The sequence below is a fragment of the Simiduia aestuariiviva genome (assembly GCF_014192475.1).
Lineage (GTDB): Bacteria > Pseudomonadota > Gammaproteobacteria > Pseudomonadales > Cellvibrionaceae > Simiduia > Simiduia aestuariiviva.
The window spans coordinates 705,683-725,117 of sequence record NZ_JACHXZ010000002.1 but is presented as its reverse complement, the minus strand read 5'-3'; the positions used below and the strand labels follow the sequence as shown (position 1 = coordinate 725,117).

The window sequence follows — 19,435 nt, the reverse complement described above, 5'->3', positions numbered from 1 at the left end:
CCTTTGTTTAATAACGTATTGCACTCACAAGTTGGGCGTTTTACTGTAGGGGTGCACCAAAAGGGTGATGCCCATCACAGTCAATAGTTATAACAGGGGCCCGCAATGTTTAAAGAATGTACGAAGACCCACCTTACAAGACTGGCTGCCATAGTCGCCGGCTTTTTATTCTGGCCCGCGATTGCATTTGCGAATCAGTGTTTAACCATCAGTTGTGACTGCGCGTCGCTCGACAGTGCTAACGATCGCGCAATATGCCAGCAGCAAGAAGTGCAGTTGATAAAAGATTGCGAATTGGCCGGTGGATTAACTGGCTATTGCCAGATTGCCGGCCTGCAGGGCGCACCCATGCCTTTCAGTTTGACGCGCAGCGATACGTTATCGCCCTCTGAAGAGGCCATCGAAATATCGTTAGACCAGATCGAGGCGTTTTACTGGTCGGTCAATCAGGACCTAGAGGGCAGCCAACGCTATATTGAAAGTTCCGCCTATGGCAATGCACTCACCGTCTACAAGAATCTGTCCACGACCTTAGATCGTATCTATGGCATTCAACGTCAGGCCTATGACAGCTGGCGCGCGTTAGATGACAAAGATGAAGCCGAAGATGTGGCGAGCGATGCATACGAAGACATGGCCGCGCTGGGCGAGACGCTATATCTGCGCGCGCGCGGGCTGTGGGCAGAGCGGGCAGAGTCCGACGCGAAATTACAACGCAAGCGACAAATACTGGCGATGAATGTGTTGCGATATGCCGGTAGTGCCTATCAACAGGCGGCAGAGTTGGCGGCCTTGGCGAAAGAGCGCGAGCTGGCCGCGAGACTTTGGCAATCATCTGCAGAGACCGCCGAAGTGATGTTATCTTGGCGCCAGCAGGCAAACTCAAAGGCGCAATACATAAATTATTATCGACAGCAAAGCGTGGCATCTTGGTATCGATCGGCCCTGTATTGGGAGCGTATTGAGGAGCCCGAGCAGGCTGAAATTGCGCGCGAAAAAGCGCTGCAACTCACTAAGTCGCAAGTTGCGCAACGCTAGTCAGCAGTTACGTTCCACGAGGAGGTTAGTGCGTGAAAGAGCGATTGGCGGTGGGGCTGTTACAGGCCGATTTGGTTTGGCAGGCGCCCGAAGATAATCGGGCGCTACTCGCCGATGTCCTGGCAGAAAGCGCATTGGGATTAGATCTGGCGCTGTTGCCAGAAACCTTTACAACGGGGTTCACGCAAGCCGCTGAGGCTTTTGCAGAGCCGGCAGAAGGACCGACGCTCGCATGGATGGCCGAGCAAGCCGCCGCCCATCAGTTGACGCTGGCGGGCAGCTATTTGGTGGAAGAGGAGGGTTGTTACTACAACCGTTTGGTCTGGATGCCCCCCAACGGAGACTACGCCACCTACGACAAGCGACATCTGTTCAGCATGGCTGGTGAGCACACGGTTTTTACTGCGGGCGCTGAGCGCAAGGTGTTTACCTGCCATGGTTGGCGCTGCTGCCCTATGATTTGTTACGACTTGCGATTCCCCGTGTGGAGCCGATCTCGTCAGGATTACGACCTTTTATTTTATGTCGCAAACTGGCCCGAGGCCCGGGCGCGCCATTGGCAGCGATTATTGCCGGCGAGAGCCATAGAAAATCAGGCATTTGTAGCGGGGGTAAACCGGGTGGGAATGGATGGCGAGGGCTTTTCCTATGCCGGCGACAGTCAAATACTCGATCCCTTAGGCGACTCCATCGCAGAAAACGAGGGCGGTGAAACAGTGCTTCGCGCCGAATTATCTGCCTTTCAATTGGCCCGTCTGCGCGATAAATTCCCCGTGCTCGAAGACGCCGACGAATTCCAACTCAAGCTGTAACCCACTTAGGTCTACACTATTCACCTTTAAAGATGAAAGGTTTATAGTATCTCAAACATACGTTTGAATTAATTTGGGCGTCGCCACGCTGTGATCGCAGATTCGCAGCTGGAATCCAGAAATCATTACTGCAAATTGGAGAGTTTCCATGGTCTATCAGGGCAAATCAGTGTCGGTGCGCCAGCTAGAGGCGGGTATTGCCGAGCTGTGTTTTGATGCTGAAGGCGAATCGGTCAATAAGTTTGATCTGCGCACTGTGCAGGAGCTGGGCGAAGCAATCTCGGCGCTTGAGCAGTTGCCTGGACTGCAGGGTGTTATCGCCACGTCGGGCAAAGGTGTGTTCATTGTGGGGGCCGATATCACAGAATTTGGCAGTGTTTTCAATGCCGGCTCAGATGCGGTAATCGCGCATTTGAGCAAGAACAATGAAAACAACAATCGCCTGGAAGACCTAGCTGTGCCTGTGGTGGTGGCCATCAATGGTTTTGCACTGGGTGGCGGCTTGGAGTTTTGCTTAGCCTGCGACTACCGCGTTGCCAGCAGTGCCGCAAAAGTCGGCCTACCCGAAACTAAGCTCGGACTTATTCCGGGCTGGGGTGGCACGGTGCGCCTGCCGCGTATTGCAGGTGTCGATACCGCTGCCGAATGGATTGCCTCTGGGCAAGATCAGCGCGCTGAAGCGGCCTTGAAGGCGGGCGTCGTCGACGCCGTCGTTGCCCCCGAATTATTGAGAGACTGCGCACTGCACACAGTCAGGCAGTGCATAGACGGTGCGCTCGACTTTAAATCCCGTCGCCAGCAAAAGACGAGCCCCATGGCGTTAAACGATACTGAGTCACTCATGGCGTTTGAGACCGCAAAATCGTTTATTGGCACGCAGGCAGGCAAAAATTATCCAGCGCCGGTAGCGGCGGTAAAAGCCATGCAAGCTGCGGCGAAGGCCGGTCGAGAGGCCGCATTAGCCGAGGAGGCCAAGGCCTTTGCGAAGCTCGCCCAAGGCCCGCAAGCCGCCGCGTTGGTGGGATTGTTTTTATCGGATCAGCTCATCGGAAAGAAGGCAAAAGGTTGGGAGAAGCGGGCGGATAAAAAAATAGCCCGCGCGGCCGTTTTAGGTGCCGGTATTATGGGCGGCGGTATCGCCTATCAGTCTGCCCTAAAGGGTACGCCCATCAAAATGAAGGATATTGCCCAGGCCGGTATCGACCTCGGGTTATCGGAAGCGTCCAAGTTGTTGACCAAGCGCGTAGCGCGCGGTCGCATGCAGCCAGCGGCCATGGCCCAAGTGCTCACGCGCATTGAGCCCTGTTTAAGTTACGACGGGTTCAAGCAGGTGGATATGGTGGTTGAGGCGGTTGTCGAAAATCCCAAGGTCAAGCATACCGTGTTGGCCGAAGTGGAGTCGCACGTGAGCAATGATGCGATTATTGCTTCCAACACATCTACCATTTCGATCAGTTATTTGGCCGAGGCTCTCAAGCGTCCAGAAAATTTCTGCGGCATGCACTTTTTTAATCCCGTCCATGCCATGCCTTTGGTGGAGGTGATCCGCGGAGAGAAAACCTCAGATACCGCGGTGGCGCGCACCGTGGCCTATGCCAACGCCATGGGTAAAAAGGCGGTGGTTGTCAAAGATTGCCCGGGCTTTTTGGTGAATCGCGTGTTGTTTCCGTATTTTGCGGGCTTCTCCATGTTGTTGCGCGATGGGGCTGATTTTCAGCAGGTAGACCGCGTTATGCAGGCCTGGGGTTGGCCCATGGGGCCGGCTTATTTATTGGATGTGGTTGGTATCGATACGGCGGCCCATTGTGAAACCGTCATGGCCGAAGGTTTTCCTACGCGAATGGGCAAGCACTTCAAAGCGTGCACCGACATTATGTATGAAGCTGAGCGCTACGGTCAGAAAAATGGCCAGGGTTTTTATCGTTACGAAACAGATAAAAAGGGCAAGCCCGCGAAATTAGTTGATGAACAGGCTTACAGTTTGTTGGCGCCGCACTGCGCTGAGCGTCGGGAATTTAGTGACGAAGACATCATTGCGCGCATGATGGTGCCCATGGTGACAGAAATGGCGCGTTGCGTCGAAGAGGGCATTGTCGATTCAGTGGCCGAAGCGGATATGGCGCTTATTTATGGCTTGGGTTTCCCGCCCTTCCGTGGCGGTGTTTTCCGTTGGGTTGACAGTGTGGGCATCGATGCGGTGCTCGCTATGGCTGAGCAACATGCGGCGCTGGGTGAATTGTATGCGCCGACGCCCGGCATGTTGGCGTTGTCGGGCAAAAAATATTACGCATAGAGCGAGGAATTCAGAGTGAGTTTACATCCAAAAGATGCGGTGATTGTTGATTACGGTCGCAGTCCCATGGGGCGCTCCAAAAACGGTTGTTTTCGCAACGTCCGTGCTGACGATTTGTCGGTTGCGGTGGTGCAAGGATTGCTGGCCCGCAATCCGGAATTAAATCCCGCAGACATCGATGATGTTATTTGGGGTTGCGTGTTACAGCGTGAAGAGCAGGGATTTAATATCGCGCGCAATATTGTGTTGCGCGCCGGTATGCCGCACAGCGTGCCAGCGCAAACGGTGAATCGTTTGTGTGGATCGTCGATGAGTGCGTTGCATACTGCGGCGGTCAATATTCGGGCTGGTCAAGGGGACGTTTATTTGGTCGGTGGTGTTGAACATCTCGGCCACCTCCCCATGTATGAATCGGTAGCCCCCAACCCATTGCTTGGACTTTCGGTTGCTAAAGCCGCAGGCAATATGGGCATGACCGCGGAATACCTCTCGCTGTTGCACGGCATTAACCGCGAGCAAATGGATGCCTTTGGTGCGCGCTCTCATCAGTTGGCCGCCAGTGCAACGGAAGCCGGAATTTTCGCGCGGGAAATTATTCCCGTGGTGGGGCACGACAGCAATGGATTTCCCGTGTTGGTGAGTCGAGATGAAACCATTCGACCAGAGACCACCGTTGAAACATTGGCGCAATTGCGACCCGTATTCGATCCGCGCAATGGCACCGTTACCGCGGGCACCTCGTCGCAACTTTCCGATGGTGCTTCGGCCATGCTGGTGATGTCGGCCGAACGGGCGCAGTCTTTGGGTTTAACACCCATAGCTCGCATTACCTCCATGGCGCTCGCCGGCGTTGATCCCAGCATCATGGGTTATGGGCCGGTGCCGTCCACAGAGAAGGCGCTGAAGCTGGCCAATCTCACCATGGATGATGTGCAGGTCGTCGAATTAAATGAAGCGTTTGCCGCGCAGGCACTGCCCGTTTTAAAAGATTTGCAGCTGTTGGATGTCATGGACGAAAAGGTCAATCTGTACGGCGGCGCTATCGCCTTGGGCCATCCCTTTGGATGCTCAGGTACCCGTATCACGGGCACCTTACTCACGGCAATGAACAACAAAAATGCCGCTATTGGTGTATCTACCATGTGCATAGGCCTTGGTCAGGGAATTACCACCGTGCTCGAACGACTCAATTAGTAGCTAGGCACAACGAACGCGATAAGGGCCCACGAGGCCCTTTTTTTGTTGGGTGTATCTGAGTGTGCGGGGCAGCCAAAGCATCTGCTACACTGCGCCATCTTTTTAGATGGTATAGGTGGATTAACAGTGCGTTCGCCCGTTGAATTGGCTGAGGGTCAAGATGCAGTCCAGTGGATGCAAACTCAATCCTTTCGTCCGGATGCCTGTTTGTGTTTCTCCGTTGTTCATCATCAATACTATTTGCCCGGTAAGCCCACTCTTAAATTGAGCGCCTTGCTGGGTCTGAAGGATGGCCTGCCACATAGCATTACCGTGTTCGCCGCTGGCGAACAGGGCGCGGGTGTCTGGCCAGAAAGTCGGGCGGCGTTAGCCCGCTGGTGTGAAGAGCGGCAGCTGGCCTGTGTGTCGCTGGATCGACCATTGCAGTTAAGTCCAATAGACATTCCCAAACCCTGGGGGCGGGAGCTGTGGTACACCGGCATTGAAGCGCGGGGCCAAAGCGGTGTGAGTGACGGGCAGGGTCGGCAAATACCGCTGCCTTGGCTGTTGGCCTTTCTGCCTGCGTGGATGGGAACTGGATGGATGGGAGCTGGACACCCACACGCATTGACCTTGTTAAAAATTCTCGACCCACTACCGGAGCCGGTGTTTGGCGATCTCTATTTCGAGATGCACGAACAAAAGCAAGAAGTTTATGTGGTTACCAAAGTGGACCCGACCGCTTGGCCCGATGGTGTGGGCGGTATCCGCTTTGGTTTTTGCCAAAACAAGCGCTCGGCGTTTAGTGACGATACCGCCTTTAAGCAAGCTTACCTACACGCAGTGTCGGCTTATCGGGCCGCGCGCGATGCCATCGATAAAGCGCTCGATCGCCTGCGCGCGCAGGCGGGTATTGGTCTGCATGAGCCGGTCGCGGCAGATCAGATGAAGCGATGGTTGGCCACTTTACCGAGTGAATTGCGCGACCAGGAGCAAAGCTTGCGGGCATCGCTCGACAGCTTTGCAGCCGTCTTGCCGCTGCGCGTAGGCGACGTCGTGAAAGTGCCTTGCCGTACACCGCATTCGTTGTTGCACGGCGTGACAACTGTCGAATTTCAAACGCCCGTGTACGAGCGCAAAATCCTTTCCTTCGCGCAAAAGGTGCTCACCCAAGACCACTGGGACACCGAAGCGGCGATGGCAACCGTAAACTTGGACGCACCCGACAATACGCCCCTGCCACGATTGCCTACACAGGACGGCTGTTGTCGTGAGCAGGTGGTGGTATTTGACGACTTCAGTGTCGAGCGTTGGCGGCTGGCAACTGGCGCCGATGTGACGTTGCCCGCCGGAAATCAGTACCTATTGGTGATGGCAATCACCGAGGGGGTGCGCGTCAATGGCGCCATATTGCCGGCAGGCAAGGCGCTGCTAGTGCCCGCGGCGTGCGAGGCCATTCGGCTTGCACAGTCTGGGTCAGAAGAGGCGGTCGCGCTCTTATCTTTTCCAAAAGCGACACAGTGACTAAGCATCTATTGGCAATATTGATGCTCGGCGTGCTCCTGGTACTGAGTGCGCCGATCAGCGCGGAGCCTGCGTTTTGGCGCGCAGAGGGCCCAGAGGGGCGGCGGCTGTATTTATTGGGTGCGATCCATGTTGGCAGCCCTCACTTCTATCCCATGCGTCAGGTCATCGAATCTGCATTTCGGGACGCCGATACGCTCGCCGTAGAGTTGGATATTTTAACGCTGGATGCCCAGTATGCGGCGCGATTCACGCAGCTGCTGGGGATGGCGGTGCCACAGGCTGCTGACTCGCCAGCCAACGGCAGTCAACTTTCAGACCCCCTGCGTCGGCAATTGACTGACTACTGTGAGGCGCAATCGCTGTGCCCGCCAGCCGCATTGCGAGATCAGATGAAACCCTGGTTGTTGGCGTTGCATATCACGCAACAATTGCTGGCGAGTGGTCCCTACCAGAGCGCGTTGGGCGTCGACCGCCACTTTCTCGCTCGCAGAGGCCGGCGGGGTCTCCTGCAACTTGAATCGTTCGAGTCCCAATTGCGGGCGTTTGATGGGCTGCCACTGGTGACGCAAGAATTGCTACTGGCTCAAGCGTTGATCGACCCGCAAGCTGCATCCAAAGCCGTTGGCGATCTCGTCGCCGCATGGCGGGCGGGTGACAATCAAGCATTGGAAGACTTAGTGTTGTCGCCCATGCGCAATTCTGCGCAGGCACTGCCGATGTATCAGCGGCTGATGGTGGCGCGCAACCGCGCAATAGTCGAACGATTACTGGCTGCTATGAACGCCCAAGAGACTGTCTTCGTGGTTATCGGTGCGGGCCATTTGATCGGCGATGAGGGGCTGGTGGCACTGCTTTCGAGCCGTGGATACTCGGTGAAACGTCTTTAGTGCATACGTGTGTTGAACAGCGCAAACGACTGTGGCACAATCAGCACCCCTTGAGCGCGACCACTGGTTTATTTTTATAATTAACCCAGTAAAAACAAAGAGTTAGCGCAAGATTTGACCAGTTCTGGCATTTTCAATCTGTGCTGAACTAACCATGCGAAAGTGGTGAAATTGGTAGACACGCTGGATTTAGGTTCCAGTGCCGCAAGGCGTGAGAGTTCGAGTCTCTCCTTTCGCACCATATTTGAGATACCGGGATGCGTGCGCATCCTCCCAGATTTCACGAGGATAAAAATGCAGGTTTCTATCGAAACGACTTCCGGTCTAGAGCGTCGTTTGACTGTTGGTGTTCCCGCCGATCAAATCGAAAGCGAAGTTAACAAGCGTCTGCAGCAAGCCGCCAAAACCGTACGCATTAACGGTTTTCGTAAAGGCAAGGTGCCCATGAAGGTCGTTAAGCAGCGTTTCGGCGCTGGCGTTCGCCAAGAAGTTGTTGGTGAAGTGATGAGCCGTTCTTTTTATGACGCAGTGACCAAAGAAGACGTAAAGCCTGCCGGTCAGCCCAGCATTGAACCCAAGCAAATGGAAGAGGGTAAAGACCTCGAGTTCGTGGCGACCTTTGAAGTTTACCCCGAAATCGAATTGTCTGACTTTTCCGATTTGGAAGTGACCCGTCTGACCGCTGAAGTAACCGACGCTGATATCGACAAGATGATTGAGGTTCTGCAGAAGCAGCAGGCCACTTGGGAAGATATTAAGCGCAAGGCAAAGAAAGGCGACCGCGTAAACATTAATTATGTGGGCACCAAAGACGGCGAGCCCTTCGAAGGTGGCAGTGCTGAGAACCAATTCTTGGTGCTGGGTTCTGACTCCATGATTCCGGGCTTTGAAAAAGGTTTGATCGGCTGCAAAGCAGGCGAAGAGCACGTGCTCGATTTGACCTTCCCCGATGATTACCAAGCTGAGGACTTGCGTGGTGCTGCCGTGCAGTTCACCGTAACTGTCAACGGTGCCTCCGCTCAAAAATTGCCCGAGCTCGATGATGCGTTCTTCGAGAAATACGGTGTAACTGAAGGCGGCCTTGAAAAATTCCGTGAAGAAGTTAAAGAAAACATGGCGCGCGAATTGAAAAATGCCGCCCAAGCTAAGGTCAAAACGCAGGTTATGGACGCGCTGGTTGAAAAGCACAGCGTTGATTTGCCAAAGGCGTTGGTTAAGTCTGAAGTTGGCACTCTGCGCAACCAAATGGTTCAACGCTTCGGCGGCGCAGCCAACAACCCCCAGATGGATTTTGCGTCCCTTTTGCCCGATGACATGTTCACTGAGCAGGCTGAGCGCCGCGTAAAACTGGGCTTGGTTGTGGGTGAGATCATTAAAGCCAACGACATTAAAGCTGACGCCGATCGCGTGCGCTCAATGATCGAAGAGCTGGCGAGCACCTATCAAGAGCCGGATGAGGTGATCAACCACTATTATAGCAACCGTGATTTGTTGGCCAGCGTTGAATCCGCTGTGCTGGAAGATCAGGTGGTGGACTTCTTACTGGCAAAAGCCAAAGTAGAAGAAAAAGCCAGCAGCTACGACGAAGTCATAAAGCCCGCAGAAAAAGACGCTTAAGCGCTGATCTGATACCCGAAGCCGCGACGTAAAACTCGCGGCTTTCTTTTCTTAGCTATGCTTGTTGTATTGGCAGTTTGGCCGGTCTCGGGTTAAGCTCCTTGCAATGGAAACTAAGTTTATAATTTCGGTCAAAAAGTAACCATGAAATTAGAGGCTGAATTTCCCTATAAAAACGCAGAATTTCAGAACGACAACCAAGGAATTGACAATCAAGATGGCAAGTTTTGATGCAGCTAACGGTGCCTCTGGCATTGTGACCAATAGCCTAGTGCCCATCGTGGTGGAACAAACCGCACGAGGCGAGCGCTCCTACGATATTTACTCCCGCCTGCTAAAAGAGCGCGTCATCTTTTTAGTGGGGCAGGTTGAGGATCACATGGCCAACTTAGTGGTTGCCCAGTTGTTGTTCTTGGAAGCCGAAAATCCCGACAAAGATATTCATCTGTACATCAATTCGCCCGGCGGGTCGGTGACCGCGGGTATGTCAATCTACGACACCATGCAATTTATCAAGCCCGACGTCAGCACCATGTGTCTGGGACAAGCGTGCAGCATGGGTTCATTCCTGCTTGCCGCCGGCGCCAAGGGCAAACGCTATTGCTTGCCGAATGCGCGCACCATGATCCATCAGCCCAGCGGCGGTGCCCAAGGGCAGGCCAGTGATATTCATATTCAGGCGCAAGAGATTCTTAAGATCCGCGAGCGTCTGAACACCATTATGGCCGAGCACACAGGCCGAAGTGTCGATGAAATCGCTCGAGATACCGAGCGCGATAATTTCATGAGTGCTGAAGAGTCCATGAAATATGGCTTAGTCGATAAAGTGTTGGCCAGTCGACCCAAGGCGGAAAAGTAGCCAATCACAGCAGGATTTGAGGCCACACTGGGTCTAAACTAGCCCTGCGGTCGCCTTTGCACTTGAAAATCTTGGGCAAAGCTAGCATCTTGTATTAATTAGAACTGTGGTAAGTGGAGTGGGTCGATGACCGATCGCACAAAAGAAGGTGGAGATGACAACGGCAAGCTGTTGTATTGCTCCTTCTGTGGCAAGAGTCAGCATGAAGTACGCAAGCTGATTGCCGGTCCATCTGTATTCATCTGTGATGAATGCGTGGATCTATGTAACGATATTATTCGTGAAGAAATACAAGAGGCCGTGGCCGAGGGCGACGGCGGCAAACTGCCTACGCCGCAAGAAATTTCGGCGACCTTAGATCAGTATGTTATTGGTCAAAAAATCGCCAAGAAGGTGTTGGCGGTAGCGGTTTATAACCATTACAAGCGTCTGCGCACTGGCGAAAAGGCCGGTAAAGATAAAGAGCCCGTAGAGCTTGGCAAAAGTAATATTTTGTTGGTGGGCCCAACGGGCAGCGGCAAGACATTGCTGGCCGAAACCCTGGCGCGGATGTTAAATGTTCCCTTCACCATTGCAGATGCTACCACGCTAACCGAGGCGGGCTATGTGGGTGAGGATGTCGAAAATATCATCCAAAAACTGCTGCAAAAGTGTGATTACGATGTAGAGAAAGCCCAGCAAGGCATTGTTTACATTGATGAAATTGACAAAATATCCCGAAAATCAGACAACCCGTCAATCACGCGCGACGTATCCGGTGAGGGCGTTCAGCAGGCGCTGTTGAAGCTGATTGAAGGCACGGTGGCTTCTGTGCCGCCTCAGGGCGGGCGTAAGCACCCGCAGCAGGAGTTTTTGCAGGTCGATACAGCCAATATCCTGTTTATCTGTGGTGGTGCCTTCGCGGGCTTGGATAAGGTCATTCGCGACCGCTCAGAAAAAGGTGGTATTGGCTTTGGCGCCGAAGTTAAGAGCAAAGATGATAAGCGCAATGTAGGCGAGGTACTGCGCGACGTTGAGCCAGAGGACTTGGTTCGCTACGGCCTGATCCCCGAATTTATTGGGCGTCTCCCTGTGATTGCAACACTGGAAGAGCTGGATAAAGAGGCGCTTATCACCATCCTCACTGAGCCGCGCAACGCGCTGACCAAGCAGTACGGTAGGCTGTTTGAGATGGAGGGGGTCGAGGTGGACTTCCGACCCGACGCGCTTGACGCCGTGGCTCAAAAGGCCATGGATCGTAAAACCGGTGCGCGCGGATTGCGGTCGATTATGGAAAATGTATTGCTCGATACCATGTACCGCATTCCGTCAGAGGAAGGTGTGTCTAAGGTGGTTGTCGATGAATCAGTTATTCGCGGGGAGTCAGAGCCATTACTGGTATATGAAACCCAAGAAAAACCTGCGAAAGCGGCACCGCAAGACTAAAAATCCAGCAATTCGAGTACAAAAGGGCCCCAAAGGGCTCTTTTTTTATGCCTGAACCGCTTGAATGCTTGTAAATACGGGGTATCGCCCCCACCTTTTGAATAACATAAAATCCAAGAAGATTGTGCCGTTACCCCCAAGGTGAGAACTGCTAGGCTACATGTAGGTCTTGTGTGACGGTCAACCCAGATTAAAGAGGCACCCTATGGATTACCAAGCACCCGCTGAAGGCAGCGTTGATTTGCCATTGTTACCCCTGCGTGACGTTGTGGTTTATCCCCACATGGTCATTCCGTTATTTGTGGGACGCGCCAAGTCTATTGAGGCGCTGGAAGCGGCAATGGCGGCCGACAAGCAGGTATTGCTGGTTGCGCAAAAGAACGCAGCTGACGATGATCCTACGGGCAAAGATTTGTATGACATTGGCACCGTATCCACTATTTTGCAGCTGCTAAAGTTGCCCGACGGTACCGTTAAAGTACTGGTGGAAGGTGGCGAGCGAGCGCGCCTGAACAACATTGTAGAAATGAATGGTTACTATCAGGCCAGTATTGCCACACTGGCGTCAGATGAAGTACCGGAGCGCGAGGCCGAAGTGTTGTTGCGCTCTGCGATGACGCAGTTTGAGCAGTACGTCACGCTGAGTAAAAAAGTCCCCGCTGAAGTGATGACTTCCTTGTCCGGTATCGATGACTTGGGGCGCTTGGCGGATACCGTTGCTGCGCACATGTCTTTAGAGTTAGCGCAAAAACAAGATATTCTCGAAATGATTTCGGTGCGCGAGCGGCTTGAACATTTGTTGGGTTTAATGGAAGCTGAAATCGATCTGTTTCAGGTGGAAAAGCGCATTCGTGGTCGCGTTAAAAAGCAGATGGAAAAAAGTCAGCGCGAGTACTATTTGAATGAGCAGATGAAGGCCATTCAAAAAGAGCTTGGCGATATAGGCGAAGAGGGCAATGAGTTTGATGAACTGGAGCGCAAAATTGCCGATGCCAAGATGCCAGAGGACGCAGATCAAAAAACCAAGGCGGAGCTGTCCAAGCTCAAAATGATGTCGCCGATGTCGGCCGAGGCCTCTGTCTTGCGCAGCTACATTGATTGGATGGTCAATGTGCCTTGGAACAAGCGCAGCAAGGTGCGTCACGATCTGGGGCGAGCCGAAGAAATTTTAGAAGCGGATCACTACGGTCTCGAGGAAGTTAAAGAGCGTATCCTTGAGTATTTGGCCGTGCAAAAGCGCGTCAAAAAAGTGAAGGGTCCAATTTTATGTTTGGTGGGGCCACCCGGTGTTGGTAAAACATCGCTCGGTGAGTCTATTGCGCGTGCTACCAATCGAAAATTTGTTCGCATGGCACTTGGCGGCGTGCGTGATGAAGCGGAAATTCGCGGCCATCGTCGCACCTATATCGGCTCGCTACCAGGCAAGCTCGTTCAAAAAATGTCAAAAGTGGCTGTTAAAAACCCACTGTTTTTGCTCGACGAAATTGACAAGATGGGAATGGATCACCGCGGTGACCCAGCCAGTGCGTTGTTAGAGGTGCTCGATCCTGAGCAGAATTCAAAATTTAACGATCACTATTTGGAAGTGGATTACGACCTGTCAGACGTCATGTTCGTGTGCACATCCAACTCAATGAATATTCCCGGCCCGTTGCTCGATCGCATGGAAGTTATTCGCATTCCAGGGTATACCGAGGATGAGAAGTTAAACATTGCCAAGCGTTATCTCGTGCCCAAACAAATGAAGGCCAATGGCCTGAAGGAAAATGAAATCGAAGTTGCCGATGACGCCATTTTGGGTATCGTCCGTTACTACACCCGTGAAGCCGGTGTGCGCGGTCTTGATCGTGAAGTGGCGAAATTGTGTCGCAAGGTTGTGACCGAACACGTCAAGCAAAATACCAATGGGTGCGTGACGGTTAACGAGGCGAACCTCGAAGAATATTTAGGTGTTATGAAATATGACTTTGGTCGCGCTGACGCCGAAAACCAGATTGGTCAGGTGACTGGACTTGCCTGGACTCAGGTGGGTGGCGAACTGCTCACGATTGAGTCGTCTGCCGTAAAAGGCAAGGGTCGCATGGTGAAAACCGGCTCACTTGGCGATGTTATGCAGGAGTCAATTCAGGCGGCCTTAACGGTAGTGAAATCGCGTGCCCAAGTATTGGGTATCGCACCTGATTACCATGAAAAGTCGGATATCCATATCCACGTGCCCGAAGGCGCGACGCCTAAAGATGGTCCAAGCGCAGGTATTGCGATGTGCACGGCGTTGGTATCCGTGCTCACCAACATACCCGTGCGGTCTGAAGTGGCCATGACGGGCGAGATCACCCTGCGTGGCGAAGTGTTGCGTATTGGGGGGTTAAAGGAGAAATTGTTGGCGGCGCACCGCGGCGGTATCAAGACAGTTATCATCCCAGCCGAAAATGAGCGTGATTTGAGAGAGATTCCCGACAATATCAAAGCAGATTTGCGAATCTTGCCGGTGAAATGGGTGGATCAAGTTCTCGAAATCGCCCTGCAGGACATGCCCAAGCCTTATTCTGATGAAGAATACCGCGCTTTGGAGCAGCAGGCGCAAGACAGCTCCAAGCGAATCAGTACTCACTGATTGTTTATTATTTGATCGTAGTGGCGAGGCTTTGCCCGGTTCGGTGAAAAACCGTGAAATCCCGTGCAGGCCGCGCCAATTCTGCGATTCATGCCTTGACCGACCTGAGTTCAGTTGGTATAAATCGCAATTCGTTACGCGATGATCAGGCAGAGCGCGGCTTGAACAGACGTTGTTTTATTTTTAATAATCGTTACAGTTTTCGTTTTAAACAGTGGAACTTGTAATAATAAAAGGGGTTTAGTGTGAATAAATCTGAATTGATCGAAGCGATTGCCGCTTCTGCGGATATCCCAAAGGCTGCTGCCGGCCGTGCGTTGGATGCAATGGTTGACTCAATCACCGGTGCACTTAAGCAAGGTGATCAGGTTGTATTGGTAGGTTTTGGTACCTTCGCAGTTAAAGAGCGTGCAGCCCGTACCGGTCGCAACCCGCAAACTGGCGCGGAGATTCAGATCGCTGCAGCTAAAGTACCAGGCTTCAAAGCAGGTAAAGCGCTGAAGGATGCTGTAAACGGTTAATTTCTGCCATAAGCAGAGCTCTGGTGGCTTTTTGAGCCAACCAGACAATCGCGAAAAAGGCGCATCCCTGATGCGCCTTTTTCATATCACCGGCCACAGATAATGCCGGGTAAACAAGATTCCATTGCCGCTATTTGCGGTTAGACAGATCCTGGGGTAGACCATGCTGCAATCTTTTCGTGACAACCTGAAGGGCACCGTTGCGATGTTCTTGGTACTGCTGATTTCAGTACCATTTATCTTTTTTGGTGTAGATAGCCTATTTACTGGCGATGCACAGTCCGGAAAAGCGGCTGAAGTTAACGATGACATAGTGACTGAAAACCAGTTGCGCCGCGCAATCAGCTTGCAGCGCGATCAACTGACTCAGCGCTTTGGCGATCAACTACCCGTAGATTTTTTGTCTGATGAGCGCCTGCGTGGCCCCGCATTAGACAATCTCATTAATCGACAATTGCGAGTGCAGGGTGCAAAAGCGGGTCGCATGACGATCAGTGACAAGGCGCTCGATGAATTAATTGTAAGCGCGCCAGGTTTTCAGGTTGATGGAAAATTTGACGCTCAGCGCTTCACTTATATGGTGCAGTCGATGGGCTACACCTTGGCGGGCTATCGCGAAATGATCCGCCAGGAAATTATCGCCGCACAGTATACCCAAGCGGTGGCAGTTACCGGCTTTGTGACTGAAGAGCAATTGGCGCAATACGTTCGCTTGACGGAACAAACGCGCGACTTCTATTGGGTAACTTTGCCAATGGCGCCCGTGCTCTCGACCGTAAATGTGTCAGACGCAGAAGTCGAGGCGTTCTACCAAGAGAATCAGCAAAATTTTCAAGTACCTGAGCGCGTTGCCGCGAAGGTGCTGGAATTGAATGTCGCTGATATCGCAGCCGATATTGAGATTACCGACGAGCAAGTCGCTGCACAATATGCCGAAAACATGAAGTCCTACGAAACTGAGCCCGTTCGCCAAGCTGCGCACATCTTGGTTGAAGCGGAAGACGATGCCGCGGCGCAAGCAAAATTGGCCGAAGTTCAAGCCGCTCTGCAAGGTGGTGAAAGCTTTACCGATGTGGCGGCTCGATTGTCCGATGATTTGGGTACTCGCGACGCCGGTGGCGACCTCGGTTTTACCTCGGGCGACACTTTCCCAGAAGAGTTTGAAACGGCGTTGGCCGCCTTGGAAGTGGGGCAGTATTCCGAGCCTGTGAAGACCGACGCGGGATGGCACATTATTCAGTTGGTGGCTCTAGACCAGGCAGAGTTGCCTACGCTCGCTGAAGAAGCTCCCATGATTCGCGTGGCGCTCGCAGAGTCTCAGGCGCAACAGCGTTTCGTTGAGGCCCTGGAGCGCCTGAAGGAAGAGGCGTATAACACCGATGATATTGACGCCGTAGCGCAAACACTCGGATTACAGGCGCAAGCTATTCCTGCATTTTCACGCTCTGGTGGTGCCGGTTTGGCTGCAGATCCTCGCGTAGTAGAAGCCGCATTTGCCGCAGATGTACTGAAGGATGGACATATCAGCCCGGTACTCGAGTTGAATGAATCCAGTGTTGCCGTTGTTAAGGTTACCCAGCATTTTCCCGCCGAAGTAAAACCACTGGCCGATGTTGCAGATTTAATTACTGCGCAATTGTCTGAGCAAAAGGCAAAAGCAGTGTTGGCTGAGCAAGGCGAGGCGATGTTGTCCGAGATGCGTGCTGGCGCTGATGTCGAGGCCGCCGCTACCGCCAAAGGATTTGATTGGCAAATCAGTCGCGACGTAAAACGCAACGATGACCGCTATGATCCACAGTTGCTCAGCAGCGTGTTTGACCTGATGTTGCGCGATGAGCAACCCAATTTTGGCCAGGCCTATACTGAAGACGGCGATTTGATTGTGCTGAAGTTGGTGGGCGTTAAAGACGGTGATCTTGCTGCGTTGACTGAAGAAGCGCGGAACGCTTTGGTTTCTCGTTTGCGCTATGAAATCGTGAGCGCAGAAATGGCGGCCTTTGAAGCTGACCTGAAAGCTGGCGCAGAAATTAAAATCTATTAATTGCTGTAGCTGCCCAACGTTAGGTTGGGCAGCTTTATCAATGTTGGCGGTGATCTTTCCTCGCCGCTAAAAAAAGCCCCGCATTCGCGGGGCTTTTTTGTGGTCGTTGAATTGGTTTAGTTAACGCGGGTTACATCCACAAACAAAGTGATTTTCTGACCTGGGTGTATGTAACTCTTGGTGTCCATGGTGTTCCACTTCAAAATATCGGACACGCTCAGATTAAATTTGCCCGCAATGCGTGCCAGCGAGTCGCCGCGGCGAACACGGTAATTGACTTTGCGAATCACGCCATTGCTATTGGTCGTCTGGGTGGCGACCTGTGTGTTAGACCATAGCACGAGCTTTTGCCCGGGCTTGATGGGATCTTTGGGTGCCATGCCGTTCCAGCGGGCCACATCTCTGACGCTGACGCGGTGAGCATTGGCGATTTTCCACAGGCTGTCACCGCGCTTAACCAAGTACGTTGATTTCTGGCTGCCGGATTTCCCCTGTGAGCGGGCCTGCTTGCTTTTGATGCGCTGGTCTTGGCTGTAGGCGTAGGACTCGACCGGTTGACTGGCCACCGGAATGACGAGCGTTTGGCCTCTGCGGATCATTGTTGAGCGCAGGTCGTTGGCCGATTTAAGTGCGCTCACGCTGGTGTGAAAGCGCTTGGCAATCAGGTTCAGGCTGTCACCGGATTTTACGGTGTAATTGGCCCAGCTCACCCGTTCCCGCGGCGGCATTGCCGCAAGCTTATCGCGAAACAAGTCCGCTTTTTCTATGGGAAGCAGGAAGTGGTAGGGACCTTCCGGATCTGTGGCCCAGCGGTTATAACCTGGATTTAAGTGGTATAGGTCTTCTAGCGACATTTCCGCCAAATCGGCAGCCTGCGCCAAATCCATTTGCGCGTCCAAATCGACCCGCTCGAAATAGGGCGTGTCGGGAATCGTCAACAAACTCAATCCATACTGATCGGCATTGCGCACCAGTTCGGCCAGTGCCAAAAGCTGCGGCACATAGGCGCGGGTTTCTCGCGGTAGCTTGAGCGACCAGAAGTCCGTGGGCTTGCCTTTGTTTTTGTTGCGACGAATGGCCTTGCGGACGTTGCCGCCGCCCGTGTTGTAGGCGGCCAGCGCCAGCAGCCAATCGCCGTCAAATTGATTGTGTAGGTTGGTTAGGTAGCGAATGGCGGCATCAGTAGACGCCTCGATATCGCGGCGGCCGTCGTACCACCAATTTTGTTTGAGCCCGTAGTGCTTGCCGGTTCCTGGAATGAACTGCCAGATACCGGAAGCGCGGCCGTGGGAATAGGCAAAGGGGTCAAAGGCGCTTTCGACGATGGGTAACAACGCCAACTCTAGCGGCAAATCATTGGCCTCAAGTTCGTCAACGATGTGGTAGAGGTATCGATTGGCGCGCTCGGACACGCGCTGCATGTAGCGCTCATTCTTTGAGTACCACTTGATGTAGGTGTCCACGCGCTCATTGTGCACCGGCTCGATTTGCATGCCAGCGCGAATGCGTTGCCACAAATCTGGGTGCTCGGCGGGCGCAAAGGCCAGCCACTCAGTGTCATCCACTGGGCAATAGGCATTCAATGTGGGGGATTTCAGAGGCGTAGCAGCCTCTTGAATGGGGGTCTGGCTGCAACCGTACAGCAGGCCGCACGCAGCAAGTGCCACGGCCAAGGGTTTCAACGTATATTTCATTAGGTGCCGGAAACTATCTGCGTAATTGCCGTGAATTGTAGGGAGGTGGTTGGAATTGGTCAACAAACGATCATAAACCCAGTTCACCCTAATAGCTTTTCGCGTTAAAAGTTATCCTTCCAGCGGCGCAGTGCACCCATGGTCGCGATCGGTTCGTCTAGAGATTGATTTGAGTGCGCGCTGACGTTGGCGATGACGTCAGGGCTTTGGGTGCGCAGAAAGGGGTTGGTGTCTAGCTCTAGTGCGAGGGTAGAGGGCAGTGTGGGAAGGCCTGCAGCGCGCTTGCACTGCTCTTGCGTGATGCGAATGTCGATGTTGGGGTTCTCTGGCTCCACTGCTTTGGCAAAGGCTAAGTTGGCCAGGGTGTACTCGTGGGCGCAGCAAATTAGGGTCGCAGGGGGCAGGGCCTTGAATTGCGCCAGTGCCTGGTGCAATTGATCGGCCGTGCCCTCGAACAGCCGCCCGCAACCGGCGGCAAACAGGGTGTCACCGCAAAATAATGCACCGGGCTGTTCGGTGTCGGCGGGTAGGAAATAGGCGATGTGATCGAGCGTGTGGGCCGGCACGTTTAATACTTCAAGCTGCCATGGCCCAATAGACACGGGTGCTGCAGGGCTGACCACCTGAGTCACTTGGGGAATCTTGGGCGTTTGGGGGCCGTAGATGGGCAGGTTGGCTCTGTTGCGCTGCAGCGCATCCACGCCGCCGATGTGATCCGCGTGATGGTGGGTGATTAGAATCCCCGTCAGTGGCAGCCCCCGCGCCGCCAGCCATTGCTCCACGGGCTCCGCGTCTCCAGGGTCCACCACCCAGCAGTGCCGGCCGTCGCTGAGCGCCCAGATGTAATTGTCTGTGAACGCGGGAATCGGGGTCAGATCGAGCATGGTGTTATCCTTTGGTAGCGGTATCCGTGTAGCAATGTCATTGTGCC

General features: G+C 53.4%; 14 protein-coding genes and 1 tRNA gene. 13 read left to right on the top strand and 2 right to left on the bottom strand.

Annotated features, from left to right (window positions below):
- Window positions 1–105 precede the first annotated feature (105 nt).
- The 13 genes from FHS30_RS08935 (at window position 106) to FHS30_RS08875 (ending at window position 16,810) form a co-directional block, all read left to right on the top strand.
- On the top strand, window positions 106–1,038 hold the full coding sequence (locus FHS30_RS08935; protein ID WP_183910095.1) for a hypothetical protein: 933 nt from the start codon (window positions 106–108) through the stop codon (window positions 1,036–1,038).
- 32 nt (window positions 1,039–1,070) lie between these two features.
- The gene (locus tag FHS30_RS08930; RefSeq protein ID WP_183910094.1) at window positions 1,071–1,850 is read left to right on the top strand and encodes an amidohydrolase; all 780 of its coding nucleotides are present in this window, start codon (window positions 1,071–1,073) and stop codon (window positions 1,848–1,850) included.
- Window positions 1,851–1,998: 148 nt separating this feature from the next.
- Window positions 1,999–4,143 (top strand): fatty acid oxidation complex subunit alpha FadB, encoded by a 2,145-nt coding sequence (gene fadB / locus FHS30_RS08925; RefSeq protein WP_183910093.1) that lies wholly within the window; start codon window positions 1,999–2,001, stop codon window positions 4,141–4,143.
- 15 nt (window positions 4,144–4,158) lie between these two features.
- Complete coding sequence (fadA, locus tag FHS30_RS08920; protein WP_183910092.1) at window positions 4,159–5,337, top strand: acetyl-CoA C-acyltransferase FadA; 1,179 nt, start codon at window positions 4,159–4,161, stop codon at window positions 5,335–5,337.
- Between the two features lie 129 nt (window positions 5,338–5,466).
- Window positions 5,467–6,843, top strand: coding sequence for a hypothetical protein (locus FHS30_RS08915; RefSeq protein ID WP_183910091.1), 1,377 nt, complete (start codon window positions 5,467–5,469; stop codon window positions 6,841–6,843).
- Complete coding sequence (locus FHS30_RS08910) at window positions 6,840–7,733, top strand: TraB/GumN family protein (protein ID WP_183910090.1); 894 nt, start codon at window positions 6,840–6,842, stop codon at window positions 7,731–7,733. Before FHS30_RS08915 ends, FHS30_RS08910 begins: the two co-directional genes overlap by 4 nt.
- Window positions 7,734–7,889: 156 nt before the next feature.
- Window positions 7,890–7,974: transfer RNA gene (locus FHS30_RS08905), tRNA-Leu, on the top strand.
- Window positions 7,975–8,027: 53 nt separating this feature from the next.
- A complete protein-coding gene (gene tig / locus FHS30_RS08900) occupies window positions 8,028–9,350 on the top strand; it encodes a trigger factor (protein ID WP_183910089.1) in 1,323 nt (440 codons plus the stop codon).
- Window positions 9,351–9,567: 217 nt separating this feature from the next.
- Window positions 9,568–10,209 (top strand): ATP-dependent Clp endopeptidase proteolytic subunit ClpP, encoded by a 642-nt coding sequence (gene clpP, locus FHS30_RS08895; protein WP_183910088.1) that lies wholly within the window; start codon window positions 9,568–9,570, stop codon window positions 10,207–10,209.
- A gap of 126 nt (window positions 10,210–10,335) precedes the next feature.
- On the top strand, window positions 10,336–11,634 hold the full coding sequence (gene clpX, locus FHS30_RS08890; protein ID WP_183910087.1) for an ATP-dependent Clp protease ATP-binding subunit ClpX: 1,299 nt from the start codon (window positions 10,336–10,338) through the stop codon (window positions 11,632–11,634).
- A gap of 205 nt (window positions 11,635–11,839) precedes the next feature.
- Window positions 11,840–14,248 (top strand): endopeptidase La, encoded by a 2,409-nt coding sequence (gene lon, locus FHS30_RS08885; protein WP_183910086.1) that lies wholly within the window; start codon window positions 11,840–11,842, stop codon window positions 14,246–14,248.
- Window positions 14,249–14,493: 245 nt separating this feature from the next.
- The gene (gene hupB / locus FHS30_RS08880) at window positions 14,494–14,769 is read left to right on the top strand and encodes a nucleoid-associated protein HU-beta (RefSeq protein ID WP_183910085.1); all 276 of its coding nucleotides are present in this window, start codon (window positions 14,494–14,496) and stop codon (window positions 14,767–14,769) included.
- Between the two features lie 163 nt (window positions 14,770–14,932).
- Window positions 14,933–16,810, top strand: coding sequence for a SurA N-terminal domain-containing protein (locus FHS30_RS08875; protein ID WP_183910084.1), 1,878 nt, complete (start codon window positions 14,933–14,935; stop codon window positions 16,808–16,810).
- A 116-nt stretch (window positions 16,811–16,926) separates the two neighbouring features.
- Here the strand turns inward: FHS30_RS08875 and FHS30_RS08870 are convergent, their stop codons facing one another.
- A complete protein-coding gene (locus tag FHS30_RS08870; protein ID WP_183910083.1) occupies window positions 16,927–18,504 on the bottom strand; it encodes a LysM peptidoglycan-binding domain-containing protein in 1,578 nt (525 codons plus the stop codon).
- A 104-nt stretch (window positions 18,505–18,608) separates the two neighbouring features.
- Entirely contained in the window at window positions 18,609–19,388 is a 780-nt protein-coding gene (gloB, locus tag FHS30_RS08865; protein WP_183910082.1) for a hydroxyacylglutathione hydrolase, read from the bottom strand.
- Between the last annotated feature and the right edge of the window lie 47 nt (window positions 19,389–19,435).